Raw genomic sequence first — 16,018 nt, 5'->3', positions numbered from 1 at the left:
TTGCCTATTCAATCGCCGTTTTAGGCGTCTTTTCTGCACTTATTCTTAAGTTAACGCCTAATCTGCACGCCAATTTCCCCTTCACTGTGGAGTCAGAGTGAAAGTTGTGGGATGATTGAGCGGCTTTTTCAGGGGGCGGAATGGGCAAATTAACGCTGCTATTATTGATTATTCTTGGCTGGCTGCAGTATTCACTGTGGTTGGGTAAGAACGGTATTCACGATTACGTGCGGGTTAACGATGATGTTGAGGTCCAACAGGTCAGCAACAGCAAACTTAAATCACGCAATGACCAACTCTTCGCAGAGATCGACGACCTTAACGGGGGTCAGGAGGCGATTGAGGAACGCGCACGCAACGAGCTGGGCATGATTAAGCCCGGTGAGAGCTTCTATCGCCTCGTGCCAGACCAAAATAAGCACAATCAGGCTTCCAACGCTACGCAAGTAAGAATTAACAATAATCCATGAGTCACTCAGCCGTCTCCTTGGTCGATATCGTGGCGGTATTGCCCGCCGCCGGTATTGGCAGCCGCATGCAAAGCGAACGCCCAAAACAATACCTGACTATCGAGGGTAAAACCCTGCTTGAGCACGCCATTAGCGCGCTGCTGCGCAGTCCTCGTGTGCAAAAAGTCATTGTTGCTATCAGCCCGCAGGACACCTTCTTTGCCGAACTGCCGATTGCCCGCGATTCGCGCGTTAAGGCCGTGACCGGCGGTGCTCAGCGTGCCGATTCAGTTTTAGCGGGGTTGCAGCACGCGGGTGATGCAGACTGGGTACTGGTGCACGACGCTGCTCGGCCTTGTTTACACATTGATGATTTGCATCGTTTGATGGCCATCAGTGAGACCAGCAAAGTGGGGGGCATTTTGGCCGCCCCGGTGCGCGACACCATGAAGCGCGGCGAGCCGGGCATTGAAAAAATCGCCCATACGGTTGACCGTGAAGATCTCTGGCATGCGCTCACGCCGCAATTTTTCCCATTGGATTTGCTAAAAGCCTGCCTTACGCGCGCGCTTGATGAGGGTGCCACCGTAACGGATGAAGCCTCGGCGTTGGAATACTGCGGTTATCATCCGCAGTTAGTGGCAGGCAGGTCCGATAATATTAAAGTTACCCGTCCAGAAGATCTGGCACTGGCAGCATTCTATTTAACTCAGTTGCACCAAGAGGAGAGCGCATAATGCGTATCGGTCACGGTTTTGATGTTCATAAATTTGGTGGCGAAGGCCCTCTGGTGATTGGCGGTGTGCGTATCCCGTTTGAAAAGGGACTGCTGGCACATTCAGACGGCGACGTTGCGCTGCATGCCGCGACTGATGCGCTGTTGGGCGCGGCCGCACTCGGCGATATCGGCAAACTGTTCCCGGACACCGACCCCGCTTATAAAGGCGCGGACAGTCGCGAACTGCTACGTGAAGCGTATCGCCAGATCCAGGCCAAAGGCTATCGATTAGGCAATCTCGACATCACGATTATTGCTCAGGCACCAAAAATGCTGCCACATGTGCCGCAGATGCGTATTTTCATCGCCGAAGATTTGGGTTGTCACATGGACGACATCAATGTGAAAGCTACCACCACCGAAAAGCTGGGCTTTACCGGCCGCGGTGAAGGCATTGCCTGCGAAGCGGTTGCGCTGTTGATCAAGGCCTAATGCAATGGATATGAATAATCTGACCTGGCTTTACGGCAAGCCGCTGTCAAACGGCACGCTGAAGGCCAATCCGGAAGATTTTATCGTTGAGGAAGATCTCGGCTTTGAGCCGGACGGTGAGGGCGAGCATCTGCTGGTTCGCATCCGTAAAACGGGCTGCAATACGCAGTTCGTGGCCGAACAACTGGCGCGTTTTGCCGGTGTTCACCCGCGCTCGGTCAGCTACGCCGGTCTTAAAGACCGTCACGCCGTTACCGAACAGTGGTTTTGCGTTCATCTTCCGGGTAAAGCCAGTCCTGATATGAGCACTTTTGTGCTTGAGGGCTGTGAAGTGGTGCGCCATGCGCGTCATTTGAAAAAGATGCGTATCGGCACCTTGAAGGGTAACACGTTCACGCTGGTGCTGCGTAATCTGACCGACCTTGCCGATATGCAGCAGCGTCTTGAAAAGATTACCGTTAACGGTGTGCCAAATTATTTTGGCGTGCAGCGATTTGGTCGCGGCGGTAATAACCTGGTTCAGGCCACCCGCTGGGCCAAAGATGAGATTCACGTTAAAGAGCGGCCGAAGCGCAGCTTTTATCTTTCAGCCAGCCGCAGTGCAATGTTTAATATTATTGCCAGCCAGCGCCTTGGCCAAGATTTAATGAAAACGGCGATGCTGGGCGATGCACTGCAACTGAGCGGTCGCGGTAGCTGGTTTGTGGCGAAAGAAGACGAGCTGGACTCTGTGCAATCTCGCGTTGCCAGCGGCGAATTGTTGATCACGGCGCCGTTGCCGGGCGACGGTCCTTTGGGGACGCAGCATGAAGCTGAAGCTTTTGAACTGAGCTGCATTGAAGACCAAACGGCATTACTTTCGCTGCTCAAACGCGAGCGCGTTGAGCCTGCACGCAGAGCAATTATGCTGCATCCGCAGAATATCAGTTGGAAACCGTGGGATGAGGCGACGCTGGAGCTTAAATTCTGGCTTCCTGCCGGTAGTTTCGCGACCAGTGTGGTACGAGAATTAATGGGTCAGGGCGAAGCGGAAGCCGATATCGGCGAATAACGTTGTCTTTAGCCACTTAAAACGTATAAAAAGCCGGGTTACCGGCTTTTTTGTTTTTGTAGAAACCCTGCGGACAACGGTTATAATCAACGTCTGGTTAGACGGCAACGGGATTGCGTCGCAGCGCTATTGCGCGAACGTTGTGCAAATTAATGATAACCAGAGGTTTTTTTTGCAATCTACAGAGAACAAAGCATGACATCTTTGATACGGATATTGTTGAGTAATGATGATGGCGTTTCGGCTCCCGGCATCCAGGCGCTGGCTTCAGCGCTTCGAGAATTTGCCGATGTTAAGCTGGTGGCGCCTGACAGAAATCGCAGCGGCGCTTCAAACTCCCTGACGCTGGACTCACCTTTACGTATTCAAACCTATCCCAACGGTGATACGGCGGTCATTAACGGCACGCCCACCGACTGTGTTTACCTCGGGGTAAATACGTTGATGCGCCCACGGCCCGACATCGTTGTTTCAGGCATCAATGCCGGCCCCAATCTGGGCGATGACGTTATTTATTCCGGCACCGTCGCGGCGGCGATGGAGGGGCGTCATTTGGGCTATCCTGCTCTTGCCGTTTCTCTTGATGGTTATCAGCACTACGACACTGCGGCGGCTATTACCTGCCGTATTCTGCGTATGTTGGCGAAAGAACCGCTGCGCACGGGGCGAATTCTTAACATTAACGTGCCGGATTTGCCATTAAGTGAAATTAAAGGCATCCGGGTAACACGCTGCGGTAGCCGCCATCCTGCAGAACAGGTATTTTGTCAGCAGGACCCGCGCGGTCAGGATATGTACTGGATTGGTCCACCCGGTGAAAAGTTTGACGTAGCACCGGACACTGACTTTGCCGCCGTCGCGCAGGGCTACGTTTCTATCACGCCTCTGCACGTCGATTTGACCGCCTATGCGGCGCAGGACATTGTCAGAACATGGTTAGCCAAAGCCGAGGTGAGCGGGAATGGTGATTAAGCCGATGTATAACTTGCTTGAACAGCTGCGAAAACAGGGCATCTCGGATGAGAAATTGCTGCACGCGATGGAAACCGTGCCGCGCGAGCGTTTTGTCGATGAGGCCTTTCAGCACAAAGCTTATGAGAACACGGCCTTACCTATTGGTCTGGGACAAACTATTTCCCAGCCTTACACCGTTGCCCGTATGACCGAGCTATTGCGCCTCACTCCACAGTCAAAAGTGCTCGAAATAGGGACCGGTTCGGGTTATCAAACCGCTATTTTGGCGCATCTTGTGGAGCACGTCTTCTCTGTTGAAAGAATTAAAGGGCTTCAGTGGCAGGCAAAACGCCGCCTGAAGCAGCTCGATCTGCACAATATTTCAACTCGCCACGGTGACGGCTGGGAGGGGTGGCCATCGCGTGGCCCCTTTGACGCTATTATTGTTACTGCCGCGCCTCCGGAAATTCCTCAGGACTTACTGGCCCAGCTCGCAGAAGGCGGGATTATGGTTTTGCCGGTCGGTGAACAAAATCAGACTTTGCAACGTATTCAGCGACGTGCAAATGACTTTACTATTGAAACTATCGAAGCCGTTCGTTTTGTTCCTTTAGTCAAAGGTGAGCTAGCCTAAAGGCTGTTTTTCAACCTGTCGGCGACTAAACCCTTAAAATTTAAATACAACTGTTTTATGGTGATAAAGTCGCGTTGTTGATAGCATTCACTACAGTTTTTTATTACCACAGTTTTTTTAACTATCGCCATCAGGTTAAGTTGCACTTAACCAGGATGATAAAGGCATGCCTTACGTTGCCCTAAGGTTCCTGACGGAGCCAGGCTGCGTATGGCTTAGGCCGCGATAGATTCTGATATTGCCGTCATGGGGGAGTTATGAGCACAGGAAGCCCAATTAAAACCTTTAGCCGCATTGCGGTATGTACATTTGTTGGCGCCTGGCTCGCGGGATGTTCCAATAATGCCTCGACATCTGCGCCAATTAGCAGCGTAAACGGCGGTGGAGGCATGCTTCGCAGCAATCCTGGGGTTCAGACTACTCCGAATTCTGTTGATAACGCGCCAATGATTAACTCCCAGGGACACATCGTTTATAACCGCAGTTATAACAGTATTCCTAAAGGCAGTTATAACGGCAGCACCTACACAGTGAAGCGCGGCGATACCCTGTTTTATATTGCCTGGATAACGGGTAACGACTTCCGAGACTTGGCGGCGCGCAATAATATTGCGGAACCTTACGGGCTTGAAGTTGGCCAAAAGATTCAAATCAATAATGTTTCTTCTGCGGCCAGTACCGGTGGCATGTTGGCTGCTACCGATGCCACGAATGGCGGTGTTCCGAAAGCGCCTTCAAGTGGAATGATGCAGGGTACAGTGGTTGCATCTCAACCAACTACCACGTATTCTGAATCTTCGAGTAAACAGAATGTAGGTAAGATGTTGCCTACAGCAGGCGTTGTCGCTACGACGACGGCACCTGTTACCGCACCGACTACTCCCGTTGAAAGTACTACAAACAATGGCGGTCCAGTTTCCTCTTGGAGATGGCCGACCGACGGGAAGATCATCGATAACTTTTCTGCCTCCGAGGGAGGGAATAAAGGGATTGATATCGCCGGTTCACGTGGACAGGCTGTGTTAGCAACCGCCAGTGGGCGAGTGGTTTACGCAGGTAATGCGCTACGTGGTTACGGTAATCTAATCATCATCAAACACAATGATGATTACCTGAGCGCCTATGCACACAATGATTCAATGCTGGTCCGGGAACAACAAGAAGTGCAGGCGGGTCAAAAAATAGCGACTATGGGCAGCACCGGAACCAGCTCAGTAAGATTACATTTTGAAATTCGTTACAAGGGGAAATCCGTAAACCCGCTGCGTTATCTTCCGCAGCGATAAGCCGGGCAGAGTTACGATTCTGTCCTTGGACCACGGGTAGGAGCAGCAGCTTATGAGTCAGAATACGCTGAAAGTTAACGAGTTACACGATGATGTAGATTTCGACGAGAACAGCGCTGAAGCCTTTGACGAAGAGAAACTAACCGTCGAGGAGTCTGTTGATACTGACGCTTCTGAAGCAGAAGAAGAGTTATTGTCTCAGGCTGTAAGCCAAAGAGTGCTGGATGCAACTCAACTGTACCTTGGTGAAATTGGTTACTCTCCTCTGCTTACCGCAGAAGAAGAGGTTTATTTTGCACGACGTGCGCTGCGTGGTGATGTTCCATCGCGCCGCCGTATGATTGAAAGTAACCTGCGTTTGGTGGTCAAAATTGCCCGCCGCTATAGCAACCGCGGCCTTGCACTGCTGGATCTTATTGAAGAGGGTAACCTCGGTCTGATCCGTGCAGTGGAAAAATTTGACCCCGAGCGCGGTTTTAGATTTTCCACTTATGCAACCTGGTGGATCCGTCAGACGATTGAACGGGCGATAATGAATCAAACCCGTACCATTCGTTTGCCTATTCACATTGTTAAAGAACTTAACGTTTATCTGCGTACTGCACGCGAATTGGCTCACAAACTCGATCACGAGCCAAGTGCTGAAGAGATTGCTGAACAGCTCGATAAGCCGGTCCACGACGTAAGTCGTATGTTGCGCCTGAATGAGCGTATTACTTCTGTTGACACCCCGTTGGGTGGCGATTCGGAGAAAGCGCTGTTAGACATTCTGGCCGATGAGAAAGAAAACGGTCCGGAAGACACCACGCAAGACGATGATATGAAACAAAGCATCGTTAAATGGTTGTTCGAGCTGAATGCTAAGCAGCGTGAAGTGTTGGCCCGTCGTTTTGGCCTGTTGGGCTATGAAGCGGCAACCCTCGAAGACGTGGGTCGTGAGATCGGTCTTACGCGTGAGCGCGTTCGCCAAATTCAGGTTGAAGGTCTGCGTCGCCTGCGTGAAATTCTGCAGGGACAAGGTCTGAGTATTGAAGCATTGTTCCGCGAATAATTTGTGTGTGAATAAAGCGCTTTATGATTTAACAAGTAAAAAGGTGGGCATTTGCCCACCTTTTTTTATGGCTGAATTTCGACGAATTAGACCAGAGATTTCAAACGATAGATCCACTCAAGCGCCTGGCGTGGCGACAATGAGTCGGCGTCCAGCGCCTCGAGTGCTTCTACCGCCGGAGACACTTCTTCACTGAGCAGCGGCAACTGTGGGCCATCCACCTTGCTGGCGGCTGCATTGTTCGACAGCGTTTCCAACTCTTTTAGCTTTTGACGTGCCCGTTTAATCACCTCACGCGGTACACCGGCCAGCGCCGCGACCGCCAACCCATAGCTCTTGTTCGCCGCTCCTTCCTGAACGCTGTGCATAAAGGCGATAGTATCGCCGTGCTCTATGGCATCAAGGTGAACGTTTACCGCCCCTTCCATTTTCTCGGGCAGGGTGGTCAGCTCAAAGTAGTGAGTAGCAAACAGGGTCATCGCTTTAATGCGGCTAGCCAGATTTTCAGCACAGGCCCATGCCAGTGACAGGCCGTCGTAGGTCGATGTTCCACGGCCAATTTCATCCATCAACACCAGGCTGTTTTCCGTCGCATTGTGCAGGATATTGGCGGTTTCGGTCATTTCAACCATAAAGGTGGAACGGCCCGAGGCTAAGTCGTCGGCCGCACCCACACGGGTGAAAATGCGGTCTATCGGACCCAGCGTGGCCTGGTCGGCAGGAACATAGCTGCCGATATGCGCCATCAGCGTAATCAGTGCAGCCTGACGCATGTAAGTACTTTTACCGCCCATGTTTGGCCCAGTAATAATGAGCATTCTGCGGTGCGGCGACATAGCCAGCGGGTTAGAGATGAACGGCTCACTCAGCACCTGCTCGACCACCGGATGGCGGCCACCGATGATATTGATCCCCGGTTTTTCACTCAGCGTTGGGCAGCAATAATTGAGGGTGTAAGCGCGTTCGGCCAGGTTATTCAGCACATCGATTTCTGCCAGCGCGGCCGCACTTTGCTGCAGGGCCGAAAGGTGTGGCATCAGCAGGTCAAACAACTCTTCATACAGCGCCTTCTCGAGCGACAACGCCTTCCCCTTTGAGGTAAGCACTTTGTCTTCGTACTCTTTCAGCTCTGGGATGATGTAGCGTTCGGCGTTTTTCAACGTTTGGCGACGCACGTAGTGGATAGGTGCCAGGTGGCTCTGACCGCGGCTAATCTGGATGTAATAACCATGAACGCCGTTAAAGCCGACCTTCAGCGTATCGAGACCCAGTTTTTCACGTTCGCGGATCTCAAGCCGGTCGAGATAGTCCGTTGCGCCATCGGCCAAGGCGCGCCATTCGTCTAGCTCGGCGTTGTAACCCGGTGCAATCACGCCGCCATCGCGCACCAACACCGGCGGCGCTTCAATAATAGCGTGCTCCAGCAGGGCGATCAGTTCATCAAACTCACCGGCTTTCTCAACGAGCGAGCGAATAGCGGGAACATCGACGGATTGCAGCAGTGAACGAATTTCCGGCAGCTGTTGCAGTGCGTGGCGCATCCGCGCCAGGTCACGCGGACGGGCACTGCGCAGAGCGAGGCGAGCAAGAATACGCTCAAGGTCGCCGACCTGACGCAGTACCGGTTGCAGCTCGGCGGTTAGATCCTGCAGCGCACCCACCGCCTGTTGGCGACTGTTCAAGACGTTAATATCGCGGGTAGGCATGTGGATCCAGCGTTTGAGCATGCGGCTGCCCATCGGTGTCACGCTCTGATCGAGTATCGCCGCCAGCGTATTTTCTACGCCGCCAGAGAGGTTCTGCGTCAGCTCAAGGTTACGTCGGGTTGCCGCATCCATGATGATACCGTCCTGCTGGCGCTCCATGGTCACGCCACGAATGTGCGGCAAAGAGGTGCGCTGGGTATCTTTCACGTATTGCAACAGGCAGCCAGCCGCACGCAGCGCCTGCGTGGCCTGTTCAACGCCGAAACCGCTGAGGTCGCGGGTGCCAAACTGCAAATTTAACTGCTGGCGGGCTGTTTCAAGCTCGAACTCCCACATCGGCCTGCGACGTAACCCCCGGCGTTTATCGATAAGTGACATTGACTCGAAGCTTTCTGGATACAGCAACTCTGCCGGATTGGTGCGCTGAATTTCAGCGGCCATGGTTTCGAGATCCGTCGGCTGCGCTACGCGGAAACGGCCTGAGCTGATATCCAGCGTGGCATAGCCAAAGCCTCGGCCGTCCTGCCAGATAGCCGCCAGCAGGTTGTCCTGACGTTCGCTGAGCAGTGCTTCATCACTGACCGTTCCCGGCGTGACGATGCGGACTACTTTGCGCTCTACCGGACCTTTGCTCAACGCCGGATCACCTATCTGTTCGCAGATAGCCACCGATTCACCGAGGTGTACCAGCTTAGCCAAATAGCCTTCAACTGCATGGTAGGGCACGCCCGCCATCGGGATAGGTTCGCCGGCAGAGGCACCGCGCTTGGTCAGTGAGATGTCTAATAGCTGTGAGGCCTTCCTGGCGTCGTCGTAGAACAACTCATAAAAGTCGCCCATGCGATAGAACATCAGAATTTCAGGGTTCTGAGCCTTGAGACGCAGATACTGCTGCATCATCGGGGTGTGGCCGTCTAAATTATCGCTATTACTCATGCGCTTAGTTTCTTCGTTGTTTAAATTTAACGTTTTTATGATTTTCACTATAACCGGCAGACCTCGCGCTGGTGCGTAAATTAGCGCTCACAGGAAGATCATAAAAATCAATTTGTCTCGTGAATTCATAGAGCTAAAGAAGTTCCTGCCCCAAAAATTTTGTGTGGTTATAGTAGCCCAAGCGAGAAGAAACTGACACCTGTAAACTGGAATGCATCTCGAAGAATTGCAAACTAAAAGGCAGCATCACCCTCTTTGTTTGCACGCGCTGGCCTGTAAGCATGCCGCTGAACAGCGAGAATGCGCCGGTTGTCGGCGTAACACTCGTTTCTGCAGATGCTTTCCCTTTTATCCCGACAGTGAGTGGAAGAAGCGGGAGAATCAGACTGAAGTCATTATTGTTGACTAAAGAAACTCGTGTCCGTCGCCGGAGACTTTCTGTCTCTTATCTCATGCACCAATTCTATCAGCGCCTTTAATCCCGCGGGGACGTGGCGTCTGCCGGGGTAGTAAAGTCTTAGCCCTTCAAACGATGGGCACCACTGTTCAAGCACGCTGACCAGACTGCCGTTTGCCAAATCTTGTTCAATAAACCAACTTGAAATAAAAGCCAGCCCGATACCACTGCGTGCGGCCTGGCGTATCACCCGCATCTCGTTAAGCACGATGCGTGGAGGAATATTGACCGTAAACTTCTGCTGATGCCGCTCAAGTTCCCAGTGATAAATTCCGCCGTGAGACATGCGCATACCGATGGCCTGATGATGAGGCAGATCGTCCGGCGTTGCAGGCGTGCCATGGGCGGCGAAATACTTCGGACTGCCCACGATCAGCATTCGCACCGCTGGCGTGACCGGCACCGCAATCATATCCTGGGGTACCGATTCTGCCAGCCGTATTCCGGCGTCATACCCCTCGGCGACAATATCAACCATGCGCGCCTCGGTCGTCAGATCAATACGCATTTGTGGATAACGATGTAAATATTCACGCAGCAGTGGCTCAAAAATTAACAGCGCGGACTCGGGTGGTGCGTTGATGCGCAGGGTACCAGTGGGAGTTTCGGGCTGCGTGCTTATTTCTTCCGAGGCGCGTTGGATTTCGGCCAGTGCGGGTGCGATGCGCTCAACGTAGCGTCTGCCCGCGTCGGTGAGAGACACGCTGCGGGTTGAGCGGTTAAACAGTCTGACGTCGAGACGCGCTTCCAGACCAGCGATGGCATTGCTGACCGCAGTGGCCGACATGCCGAGTTCTCGGGCGGCAGCGCGAAAGCTGCTGCGGCTGGCGACGGCAAGGGTGACTTCAAGTTCTGTGAGTCCGGTGCGATGCATAATAAAATTGTCCCGATTTTCGGTATACCCCGTACAGCATAACCCCGCTTATCAGAGCAGCCTAGCCTTCTTATACTCTCCCCATTGAAAGCGCGCTAACGTCGGCGTCGCGGGGAGAAAAACATGCAACTTATCGACAAAATCTATATTAACGGTGAATTCGTCACGCCTCACGGCACAGAGCTGTTCGAGCTGTTTAACCCGGCGACCGAAGAGGTGATTGGCACTGTTCGGCTTGCTGACGTTGAAGATACGCAGCGGGCGATTACCGCGGCTAAAGCGGCTTTCCCCGCCTGGTCGCGTACCACGAAAGCGCACCGCATTACGGTGCTTAAACGTATGCATGCTGCCGTGGTGGCGTGTGAAGATGAGCTGCTGGAGGCCATTATCACTGAGTACGGCGCTCCGGCTGCGCGTTCACGATGGATGGCGAGCTATCCTGCGGACGTTATTCTACAGGCCATGCAGACCCTCGCGTCCTTCGAGTTTGAAGAGCAGGTGGGAATTGCCAGGGTGATCCTTTCTCCTGTTGGGGTTACAGGCCTGATTACACCGTGGAACAGCGATGCGGGATTCATCTGCAACAAGTTAGCGACTGCGCTGGCGGCAGGCTGTACGGCGGTGATCAAGCCGAGCGAGATGAGCGCCATCCAGACTCACATCATCACTGAAGCCCTGCATAACGCTGAGATCCCTGCTGGCGTGTTTAACATTGTTACCGGTCGTGGCGACGTCGTGGGTGCTGAGATAAGCCGTCACCCTGACATTGCCAAGATTTCATTCACCGGCTCGACGGCGGTGGGCAAAGGCATCGTCGAAAGCAGCGCGACCACGCTTAAGAGAGTGACGCTGGAGCTGGGTGGCAAATCACCGACGATTATCCTCGATGATGCCGATGCCGCGAAGGTGGTGCCGATGGCGTTGATGGCCGGTTTTATGAACAGCGGACAGGCGTGCATCGCTGGCACGCGCATTCTGGTGCCGCAAACCCGTCTGGCGGAGTTTGAGCAGGCTATTGGACAAGCTGTGGCCAATGTACAGTCGGGTGACCCACGTGATCAGAAGACCGAAATTGGCCCTATGGTCAGCCGCAGGCAGTGGGAGCGGGTTCAGGGCTACATTCGTCTTGGACTGGAAGAAGGGGCCAGGCTGGTGGTTGGGGGGGAAGGGCGTCCACAGGGAATGGAAAAAGGCTGGTGCGTAAAGCCGACGGTATTTACTCAGGTTAACAACCAGATGCGCATTGCCCGCGAGGAAATTTTTGGTCCGGTGCTGGTTATTATTCCTTATCACGACGAAGCTGAAGCGGTGCGTATTGCCAATGATACCGATTACGGCCTGAACGCGATGGTGCTCAGCGGTGACCTGCAGCGCGGTATTAACGTCGCGCGACAGATTGAAACGGGCCGTGTGTTGGTCAATACCTTGGCCCATGAACCTCATGCCCCGTTTGGTGGCGTTAAACAGTCGGGGCTGGGGCGTGAAATGGGCAAATGGGGGTTGATGGCTTATCTGGAACCGAAAACGTTGCTGGTAGGAGAGTAAACGCAATGCACCCCGACATGATGTGGCGGGGTGTTTTTAAACCTCATAAAAAGCTAAAATGTATCCTGATAAAAGCTAAGGTCTTTTGTTTATCAGTGTTTTCTTCATTTTTATAAATCTTTTTAAGAGGTTAGCGTGCAACCATTACCACATTGTCCAAAATGCAGTTCCGAATTTACCTGGCAGGAAGGTGAGCAGCTGAACTGCCCCGAGTGCGGACACGAATGGCCAGCCAGTGCTAATGCTGCCGCAGAAGAAGAAGGTCTTGTGGTGCGCGACGCTAATGGGAATCTGCTTGCTGACGGGGATTCTGTCACGGTGGTGAAAGACCTGAAGGTAAAAGGCAGCTCAACGCCTCTCAAAATTGGCACTAAAGTGAAAAGTATTCGCTTAGTTGAAGGTGACCATAACATCGACTGCAAAGTTGACGGTTTTGGCCCGATGAAGCTGAAATCGGAGTTTGTTAAGAAAAACTAGTCTTTTCCTGCCAAATACTCTGTCAGGTCGTGGTCCCTTTTTTCTCTACGCGGGCGGCTGGCGGAGTGTTTCTCTGCTATTTTGATAAATTCCTTTAAACATTCCTGTTTGTTCGCGTTAAACAATGCATTAACATGATGTTCTACTTTTCTTGTATCGCCATACGGATATCTGATGCGTTATCTGGCCACCCTTCTTCCAATGGTCGTGCTGCTCTCAGCCTGTAGCAGCACGCCTAAAAATACCTCTATCCAGCAGGGCGCGGCCCCGAGTGGTGGATTTTTGCTTCCTCCTCCTCAGAGCGGTTTCTTGCCGAGTGGGGATTTTTCCAACAATGCTGCGGCAAATGCATTCATCGATAAAATGGTTCGTGAGCACGGATTTGACCGCCAGCAGTTGCATGACACCCTCGGGCAGGCAAAGCGCCTGGACTGGGTGTTGAATTTGATGGAACGCCAGGCGCCGACGACGCAGCCGCCTTCAGGCCCGTACGGCGCCTGGATACGCTATCGCGCCAAGTTCATTACTCCAGATAACGTGCAGAACGGCGTGGCTTTCTGGAACCAGTATCAGGATGCGCTGCAGCGTGCCTATCAGCAGTACGGCGTTCCGCCTGAAATTATCGTCGGCATCATCGGTGTAGAAACCCGCTGGGGCAGAGTGATGGGCAAAACACGCATTATCGATGCTCTCTCAACGCTGGCGTTCGACTATCCGCGTCGTGCGGACTATTTCGCCGGTGAGCTGGAAACCTTCCTGCTGATGTCGCGTTCTGAAAGTGACGATCCGCTGGCGCTGCGCGGATCCTTTGCCGGTGCCATGGGCTACGGTCAGTTTATGCCGTCGGCTTATAAGCAGTACGCCATTGATTTTGATGGCGACGGTCACGTCAATCTCTGGGATCCCATTGATGCTATCGGCAGCGTAGCCAACTACTTCAAAGGCAACGGCTGGGTGAGTGGACAGCCGGTCGCTGTGCAGGCAAGCGGGCAGGCGCCGGGGCTGGAAAACGGCTATCAAACCAAATACTCGGTTTCGACACTGGCATCAGCGGGACTCACCCCACTGGGATCGCTCGGTGGCTACCAGCAGGCCAGTTTACTGCGTCTGGATATGGGTAATAGCTATCAGTACTGGTACGGTTTGCCAAACTTCTATGCTATTACGCGCTACAACCACAGCACCCAGTACGCCATGGCAGTGTGGCAGTTGGGCGAAGCTGTGGCACAGGCTAGAATGGGCAACTGATTGGGCAACGAATAGTCAGGCATTAAACAGCAGCGGTCATCGTGTACCGCTGCTGTCTGTTTCTGTCTATGTCCTCTCTATGCTTTATGGTTGCAATAGGTCAACGTTTTCAACACCTCTGAAGAATCGGCGACTGCGCCAAACACTCCGCCCTGCATTTTTACCATTGATAGTGCTGCCAGATGGTTCGCCGGATCGGTTGCAGCACAGCAGTCTGCGACCAGTAAACACTCAAATCCCCGGTCATTGGCTTCTCGCATCGTAGTATGCACGCACACGTCGGTGGTGATACCGGTCAGCAACAGATTGGTGATGCCGCGCGTGTGCAATATCAGCTCAAGATCGGTGGCATAAAACGAGCCTTTACCGGGTTTATCAATGATCACTTCGCCTTCGATCGGCTGAAGTTCGGGAATGAGCTGCCAGCCCGGCTCGCCACGGATGAGGATCTTGCCGCACGGCCCTTGATCGCCGATGCCCGCGCCAATCTGCCGTGAGCGCCAACGTTTATTGGCTGGCAAATCGGCTAGGTCGGGTCGGTGGCCTTCGCGGGTGTGGATAATGGTGAAACCCGCGCCACGCATCACGCCCAACAGGTCGCGAATAGGCGTTATCGGTGCACGCGTGAGGGTAATGTCATACCCCATTGTGTCTACATAGCCGCCTACGCCACAAAAATCTGTCTGCATATCAATAATAACCAGCGCGGTATTCGCCGGCGTGAGCTGTCCGTTGTAGGGCCAGCGGTAAGGTGCGGCCTCAATATAACGTGTGTTCATGCTCAGGCTCCTCCTGTTAGGCCGTTACCCATTTTTTGGCGGTCATTGACTGGATAACGGCGTAAGCAGCACCGCCGATAATCATGCCGATCAGCGCTTCGCCAAAATCAGGGAACCACAGGTGCGCGGCGGTGGCGCACAGCGTGCCGATGGCCCAGGATAAAAATGCGCTGCCGCGATAGGCGCTTTCAGCACGGATGCTGCTGATGTGACCCAAAAACAGCAGGTCAACAATCATGACGGCGCCGATAGGCGGGACGGCCACGCCCAGCAGGCTCAGCCAGTTAAGGAAGTAGCTCCACACGCCGATAATTGCCAGCACGCCGCCGATCACGCCGAGAATAATGGTCCAAATGCGCATTTTGCTTTTCAGCAGGTGGCTATAGCCGACTGCGCCATTATAAAGGCAGTGGGTGCAGACAGATCCGAGATTGATAAATACAAACAGCAGGGCGAGCAGGTTGAGCAGCGCATTGTGACCTACCAGCAGATGCAGGAAATCGCCACCGTTGTGGGCGGGGTCGATGCCTGCACCGGCAGAAACAATCACGACGCCCGAAAGCAGCGAAACGAAGTTAGCCACCGGAAACGCCGAGAACGTTGCCACCACTGCCGATTTGCCGGTTTGAGACCAGCGGGTAAAGTCGGCGGTCATGGTGCCCGAATCGGCGAAACCGGCAATAACCATGGTCATGGCAATCCCCATGGTAATGCCGCCCGCGGTACCTTTATAGGCGGTAATCTGGCTGAGATCGGTGTGTTGAGAAACAAAAAACAGCGCGGCGATGCCCATAATGACGAACATCGGTGCAGCAATCATGCCGATAATCGACAGCGCGCGTACGCCAAGAAACGTTACGCCGGTATAAAGCACCGTAGCGAGCACAATGACCCATGAGGTGTTCCAGCCAAAGGTCGAGCTGACGATGGTGCCGGTCAGACCGGTTTGAAAAGCGTACCAGCCAATCACCACCGTAGACAGGAAAGCAGAGGTAATAATATAGCCACGATGACCGAAGGTTTTACGCGCCTGCATGGCAAAGTTTAGGCCGGTTTTGCCAGCCAGATAGCTCAGCGTTCCGACGTAGGCAAAAAGCACCAGATTGCCGAGCAGAATAGCCAGGATCGCGCGCCAAAAACCGAGGTTATAGGCCATGATGCCGCCAAATACTGCATTGGTGAGGATCATCGGAAAACCGAACCACACTGCCGAAACGGAGCGGGTCGAGTGGCGATGAGAAAGCGGCACGGCTTCGTTTTCAAATTCTTCTTCAAGACCCCGCGTGGCGTCGTGCTCAGGTGTTATTTTTTTGCTCATGGTGTTGTTCCTCAAAAGTGTGGCGACAAGGCGTAAACAACGT

At 53.4% G+C, this 16,018-nt stretch carries 15 protein-coding genes; 11 read left to right on the top strand and 4 right to left on the bottom strand.

What is annotated here, in order from left to right:
• The first annotated feature begins 140 nt into the window (after positions 1-140).
• From ftsB to rpoS, 8 genes are all read left to right on the top strand, one after another.
• Positions 141-470 carry a cell division protein FtsB gene (gene ftsB, locus GA565_RS21280; RefSeq protein WP_152200640.1) on the top strand — a complete coding sequence of 110 codons (330 nt, stop codon included), beginning with the start codon at positions 141-143 and terminating at the stop codon, positions 468-470.
• Positions 467-1,186 (top strand): 2-C-methyl-D-erythritol 4-phosphate cytidylyltransferase, encoded by a 720-nt coding sequence (gene ispD / locus GA565_RS21275; RefSeq protein WP_152200638.1) that lies wholly within the window; start codon positions 467-469, stop codon positions 1,184-1,186. Before ftsB ends, ispD begins: the two co-directional genes overlap by 4 nt.
• Complete coding sequence (gene ispF, locus GA565_RS21270; RefSeq protein ID WP_055775149.1) at positions 1,186-1,659, top strand: 2-C-methyl-D-erythritol 2,4-cyclodiphosphate synthase; 474 nt, start codon at positions 1,186-1,188, stop codon at positions 1,657-1,659. The genes ispD and ispF overlap by 1 nt, the downstream gene beginning before the upstream one ends.
• Positions 1,660-1,663: 4 nt before the next feature.
• Positions 1,664-2,710, top strand: coding sequence for a tRNA pseudouridine(13) synthase TruD (truD, locus tag GA565_RS21265; RefSeq protein WP_152200637.1), 1,047 nt, complete (start codon positions 1,664-1,666; stop codon positions 2,708-2,710).
• A 204-nt stretch (positions 2,711-2,914) separates the two neighbouring features.
• Positions 2,915-3,682, top strand: a complete 768-nt coding sequence (gene surE / locus GA565_RS21260) for a 5'/3'-nucleotidase SurE (protein WP_152201689.1) — start codon at positions 2,915-2,917, stop codon at positions 3,680-3,682.
• On the top strand, positions 3,672-4,298 hold the full coding sequence (locus tag GA565_RS21255; protein WP_055775159.1) for a protein-L-isoaspartate(D-aspartate) O-methyltransferase: 627 nt from the start codon (positions 3,672-3,674) through the stop codon (positions 4,296-4,298). The genes surE and GA565_RS21255 overlap by 11 nt, the downstream gene beginning before the upstream one ends.
• Before the next feature lie 257 nt (positions 4,299-4,555).
• Positions 4,556-5,584 carry a murein hydrolase activator NlpD gene (nlpD, locus tag GA565_RS21250; protein WP_072156430.1) on the top strand — a complete coding sequence of 343 codons (1,029 nt, stop codon included), beginning with the start codon at positions 4,556-4,558 and terminating at the stop codon, positions 5,582-5,584.
• 52 nt (positions 5,585-5,636) lie between these two features.
• Positions 5,637-6,635, top strand: a complete 999-nt coding sequence (gene rpoS / locus GA565_RS21245; protein WP_055775161.1) for an RNA polymerase sigma factor RpoS — start codon at positions 5,637-5,639, stop codon at positions 6,633-6,635.
• Positions 6,636-6,721: 86 nt separating this feature from the next.
• Here the strand turns inward: rpoS and mutS are convergent, their stop codons facing one another.
• Both mutS and GA565_RS21235 read right to left on the bottom strand, forming a co-directional pair.
• A complete protein-coding gene (gene mutS, locus GA565_RS21240) occupies positions 6,722-9,277 on the bottom strand; it encodes a DNA mismatch repair protein MutS (protein ID WP_152200635.1) in 2,556 nt (851 codons plus the stop codon).
• 395 nt (positions 9,278-9,672) lie between these two features.
• On the bottom strand, positions 9,673-10,608 hold the full coding sequence (locus GA565_RS21235) for a LysR family transcriptional regulator (RefSeq protein ID WP_152200633.1): 936 nt from the start codon (positions 10,606-10,608) through the stop codon (positions 9,673-9,675).
• A 123-nt stretch (positions 10,609-10,731) separates the two neighbouring features.
• Between GA565_RS21235 and GA565_RS21230 the strand changes: the two genes are divergently transcribed.
• The 3 genes from GA565_RS21230 to mltB all read left to right on the top strand — a co-directional run bounded on the left by GA565_RS21230 (position 10,732) and on the right by mltB (position 13,878).
• Entirely contained in the window at positions 10,732-12,153 is a 1,422-nt protein-coding gene (locus GA565_RS21230) for an aldehyde dehydrogenase family protein (RefSeq protein ID WP_152200632.1), read from the top strand.
• 135 nt (positions 12,154-12,288) lie between these two features.
• Entirely contained in the window at positions 12,289-12,630 is a 342-nt protein-coding gene (locus GA565_RS21225) for a zinc ribbon domain-containing protein YjdM (RefSeq protein WP_152200630.1), read from the top strand.
• Between the two features lie 174 nt (positions 12,631-12,804).
• Entirely contained in the window at positions 12,805-13,878 is a 1,074-nt protein-coding gene (gene mltB, locus GA565_RS21220; RefSeq protein ID WP_152200628.1) for a lytic murein transglycosylase B, read from the top strand.
• A 77-nt stretch (positions 13,879-13,955) separates the two neighbouring features.
• On the opposite strand, the gene GA565_RS21215 is transcribed toward mltB, so the two are convergent.
• Both GA565_RS21215 and GA565_RS21210 read right to left on the bottom strand, forming a co-directional pair.
• Positions 13,956-14,657, bottom strand: coding sequence for a cysteine hydrolase family protein (locus tag GA565_RS21215; protein WP_152200627.1), 702 nt, complete (start codon positions 14,655-14,657; stop codon positions 13,956-13,958).
• Positions 14,658-14,673: 16 nt separating this feature from the next.
• Entirely contained in the window at positions 14,674-15,975 is a 1,302-nt protein-coding gene (locus GA565_RS21210; RefSeq protein WP_152200625.1) for a cytosine permease, read from the bottom strand.
• Positions 15,976-16,018 lie beyond the last annotated feature (43 nt).

The sequence above is a fragment of the Rouxiella sp. S1S-2 genome, from assembly GCF_009208105.1.
In the GTDB taxonomy this organism is placed as follows: Bacteria; Pseudomonadota; Gammaproteobacteria; order Enterobacterales; family Enterobacteriaceae; genus Rouxiella.
This window is presented reverse-complemented; position numbering and strand designations above follow the sequence as displayed.

Excerpts from the sequence above, each read along its gene's own strand:
- ispF (WP_055775149.1), top strand. The coding sequence starts at position 1,186 with ATGCGTATCGGTCACGGTTTTGATGTTCATAAATTTGGTGGCGAAGGC.
- mutS (WP_152200635.1), bottom strand. The coding sequence starts at position 9,277 with ATGAGTAATAGCGATAATTTAGACGGCCACACCCCGATGATGCAGCAG.
- ftsB (WP_152200640.1), top strand. The coding sequence starts at position 141 with ATGGGCAAATTAACGCTGCTATTATTGATTATTCTTGGCTGGCTGCAG.
- rpoS (WP_055775161.1), top strand. The coding sequence starts at position 5,637 with ATGAGTCAGAATACGCTGAAAGTTAACGAGTTACACGATGATGTAGAT.
- GA565_RS21235 (WP_152200633.1), bottom strand. The coding sequence starts at position 10,608 with ATGCATCGCACCGGACTCACAGAACTTGAAGTCACCCTTGCCGTCGCC.
- truD (WP_152200637.1), top strand. The coding sequence starts at position 1,664 with ATGGATATGAATAATCTGACCTGGCTTTACGGCAAGCCGCTGTCAAAC.
- GA565_RS21210 (WP_152200625.1), bottom strand. The coding sequence starts at position 15,975 with ATGAGCAAAAAAATAACACCTGAGCACGACGCCACGCGGGGTCTTGAA.
- GA565_RS21255 (WP_055775159.1), top strand. The coding sequence starts at position 3,672 with ATGGTGATTAAGCCGATGTATAACTTGCTTGAACAGCTGCGAAAACAG.
- GA565_RS21230 (WP_152200632.1), top strand. The coding sequence starts at position 10,732 with ATGCAACTTATCGACAAAATCTATATTAACGGTGAATTCGTCACGCCT.
- GA565_RS21215 (WP_152200627.1), bottom strand. The coding sequence starts at position 14,657 with ATGAACACACGTTATATTGAGGCCGCACCTTACCGCTGGCCCTACAAC.
- ispD (WP_152200638.1), top strand. The coding sequence starts at position 467 with ATGAGTCACTCAGCCGTCTCCTTGGTCGATATCGTGGCGGTATTGCCC.
- mltB (WP_152200628.1), top strand. The coding sequence starts at position 12,805 with ATGCGTTATCTGGCCACCCTTCTTCCAATGGTCGTGCTGCTCTCAGCC.
- nlpD (WP_072156430.1), top strand. The coding sequence starts at position 4,556 with ATGAGCACAGGAAGCCCAATTAAAACCTTTAGCCGCATTGCGGTATGT.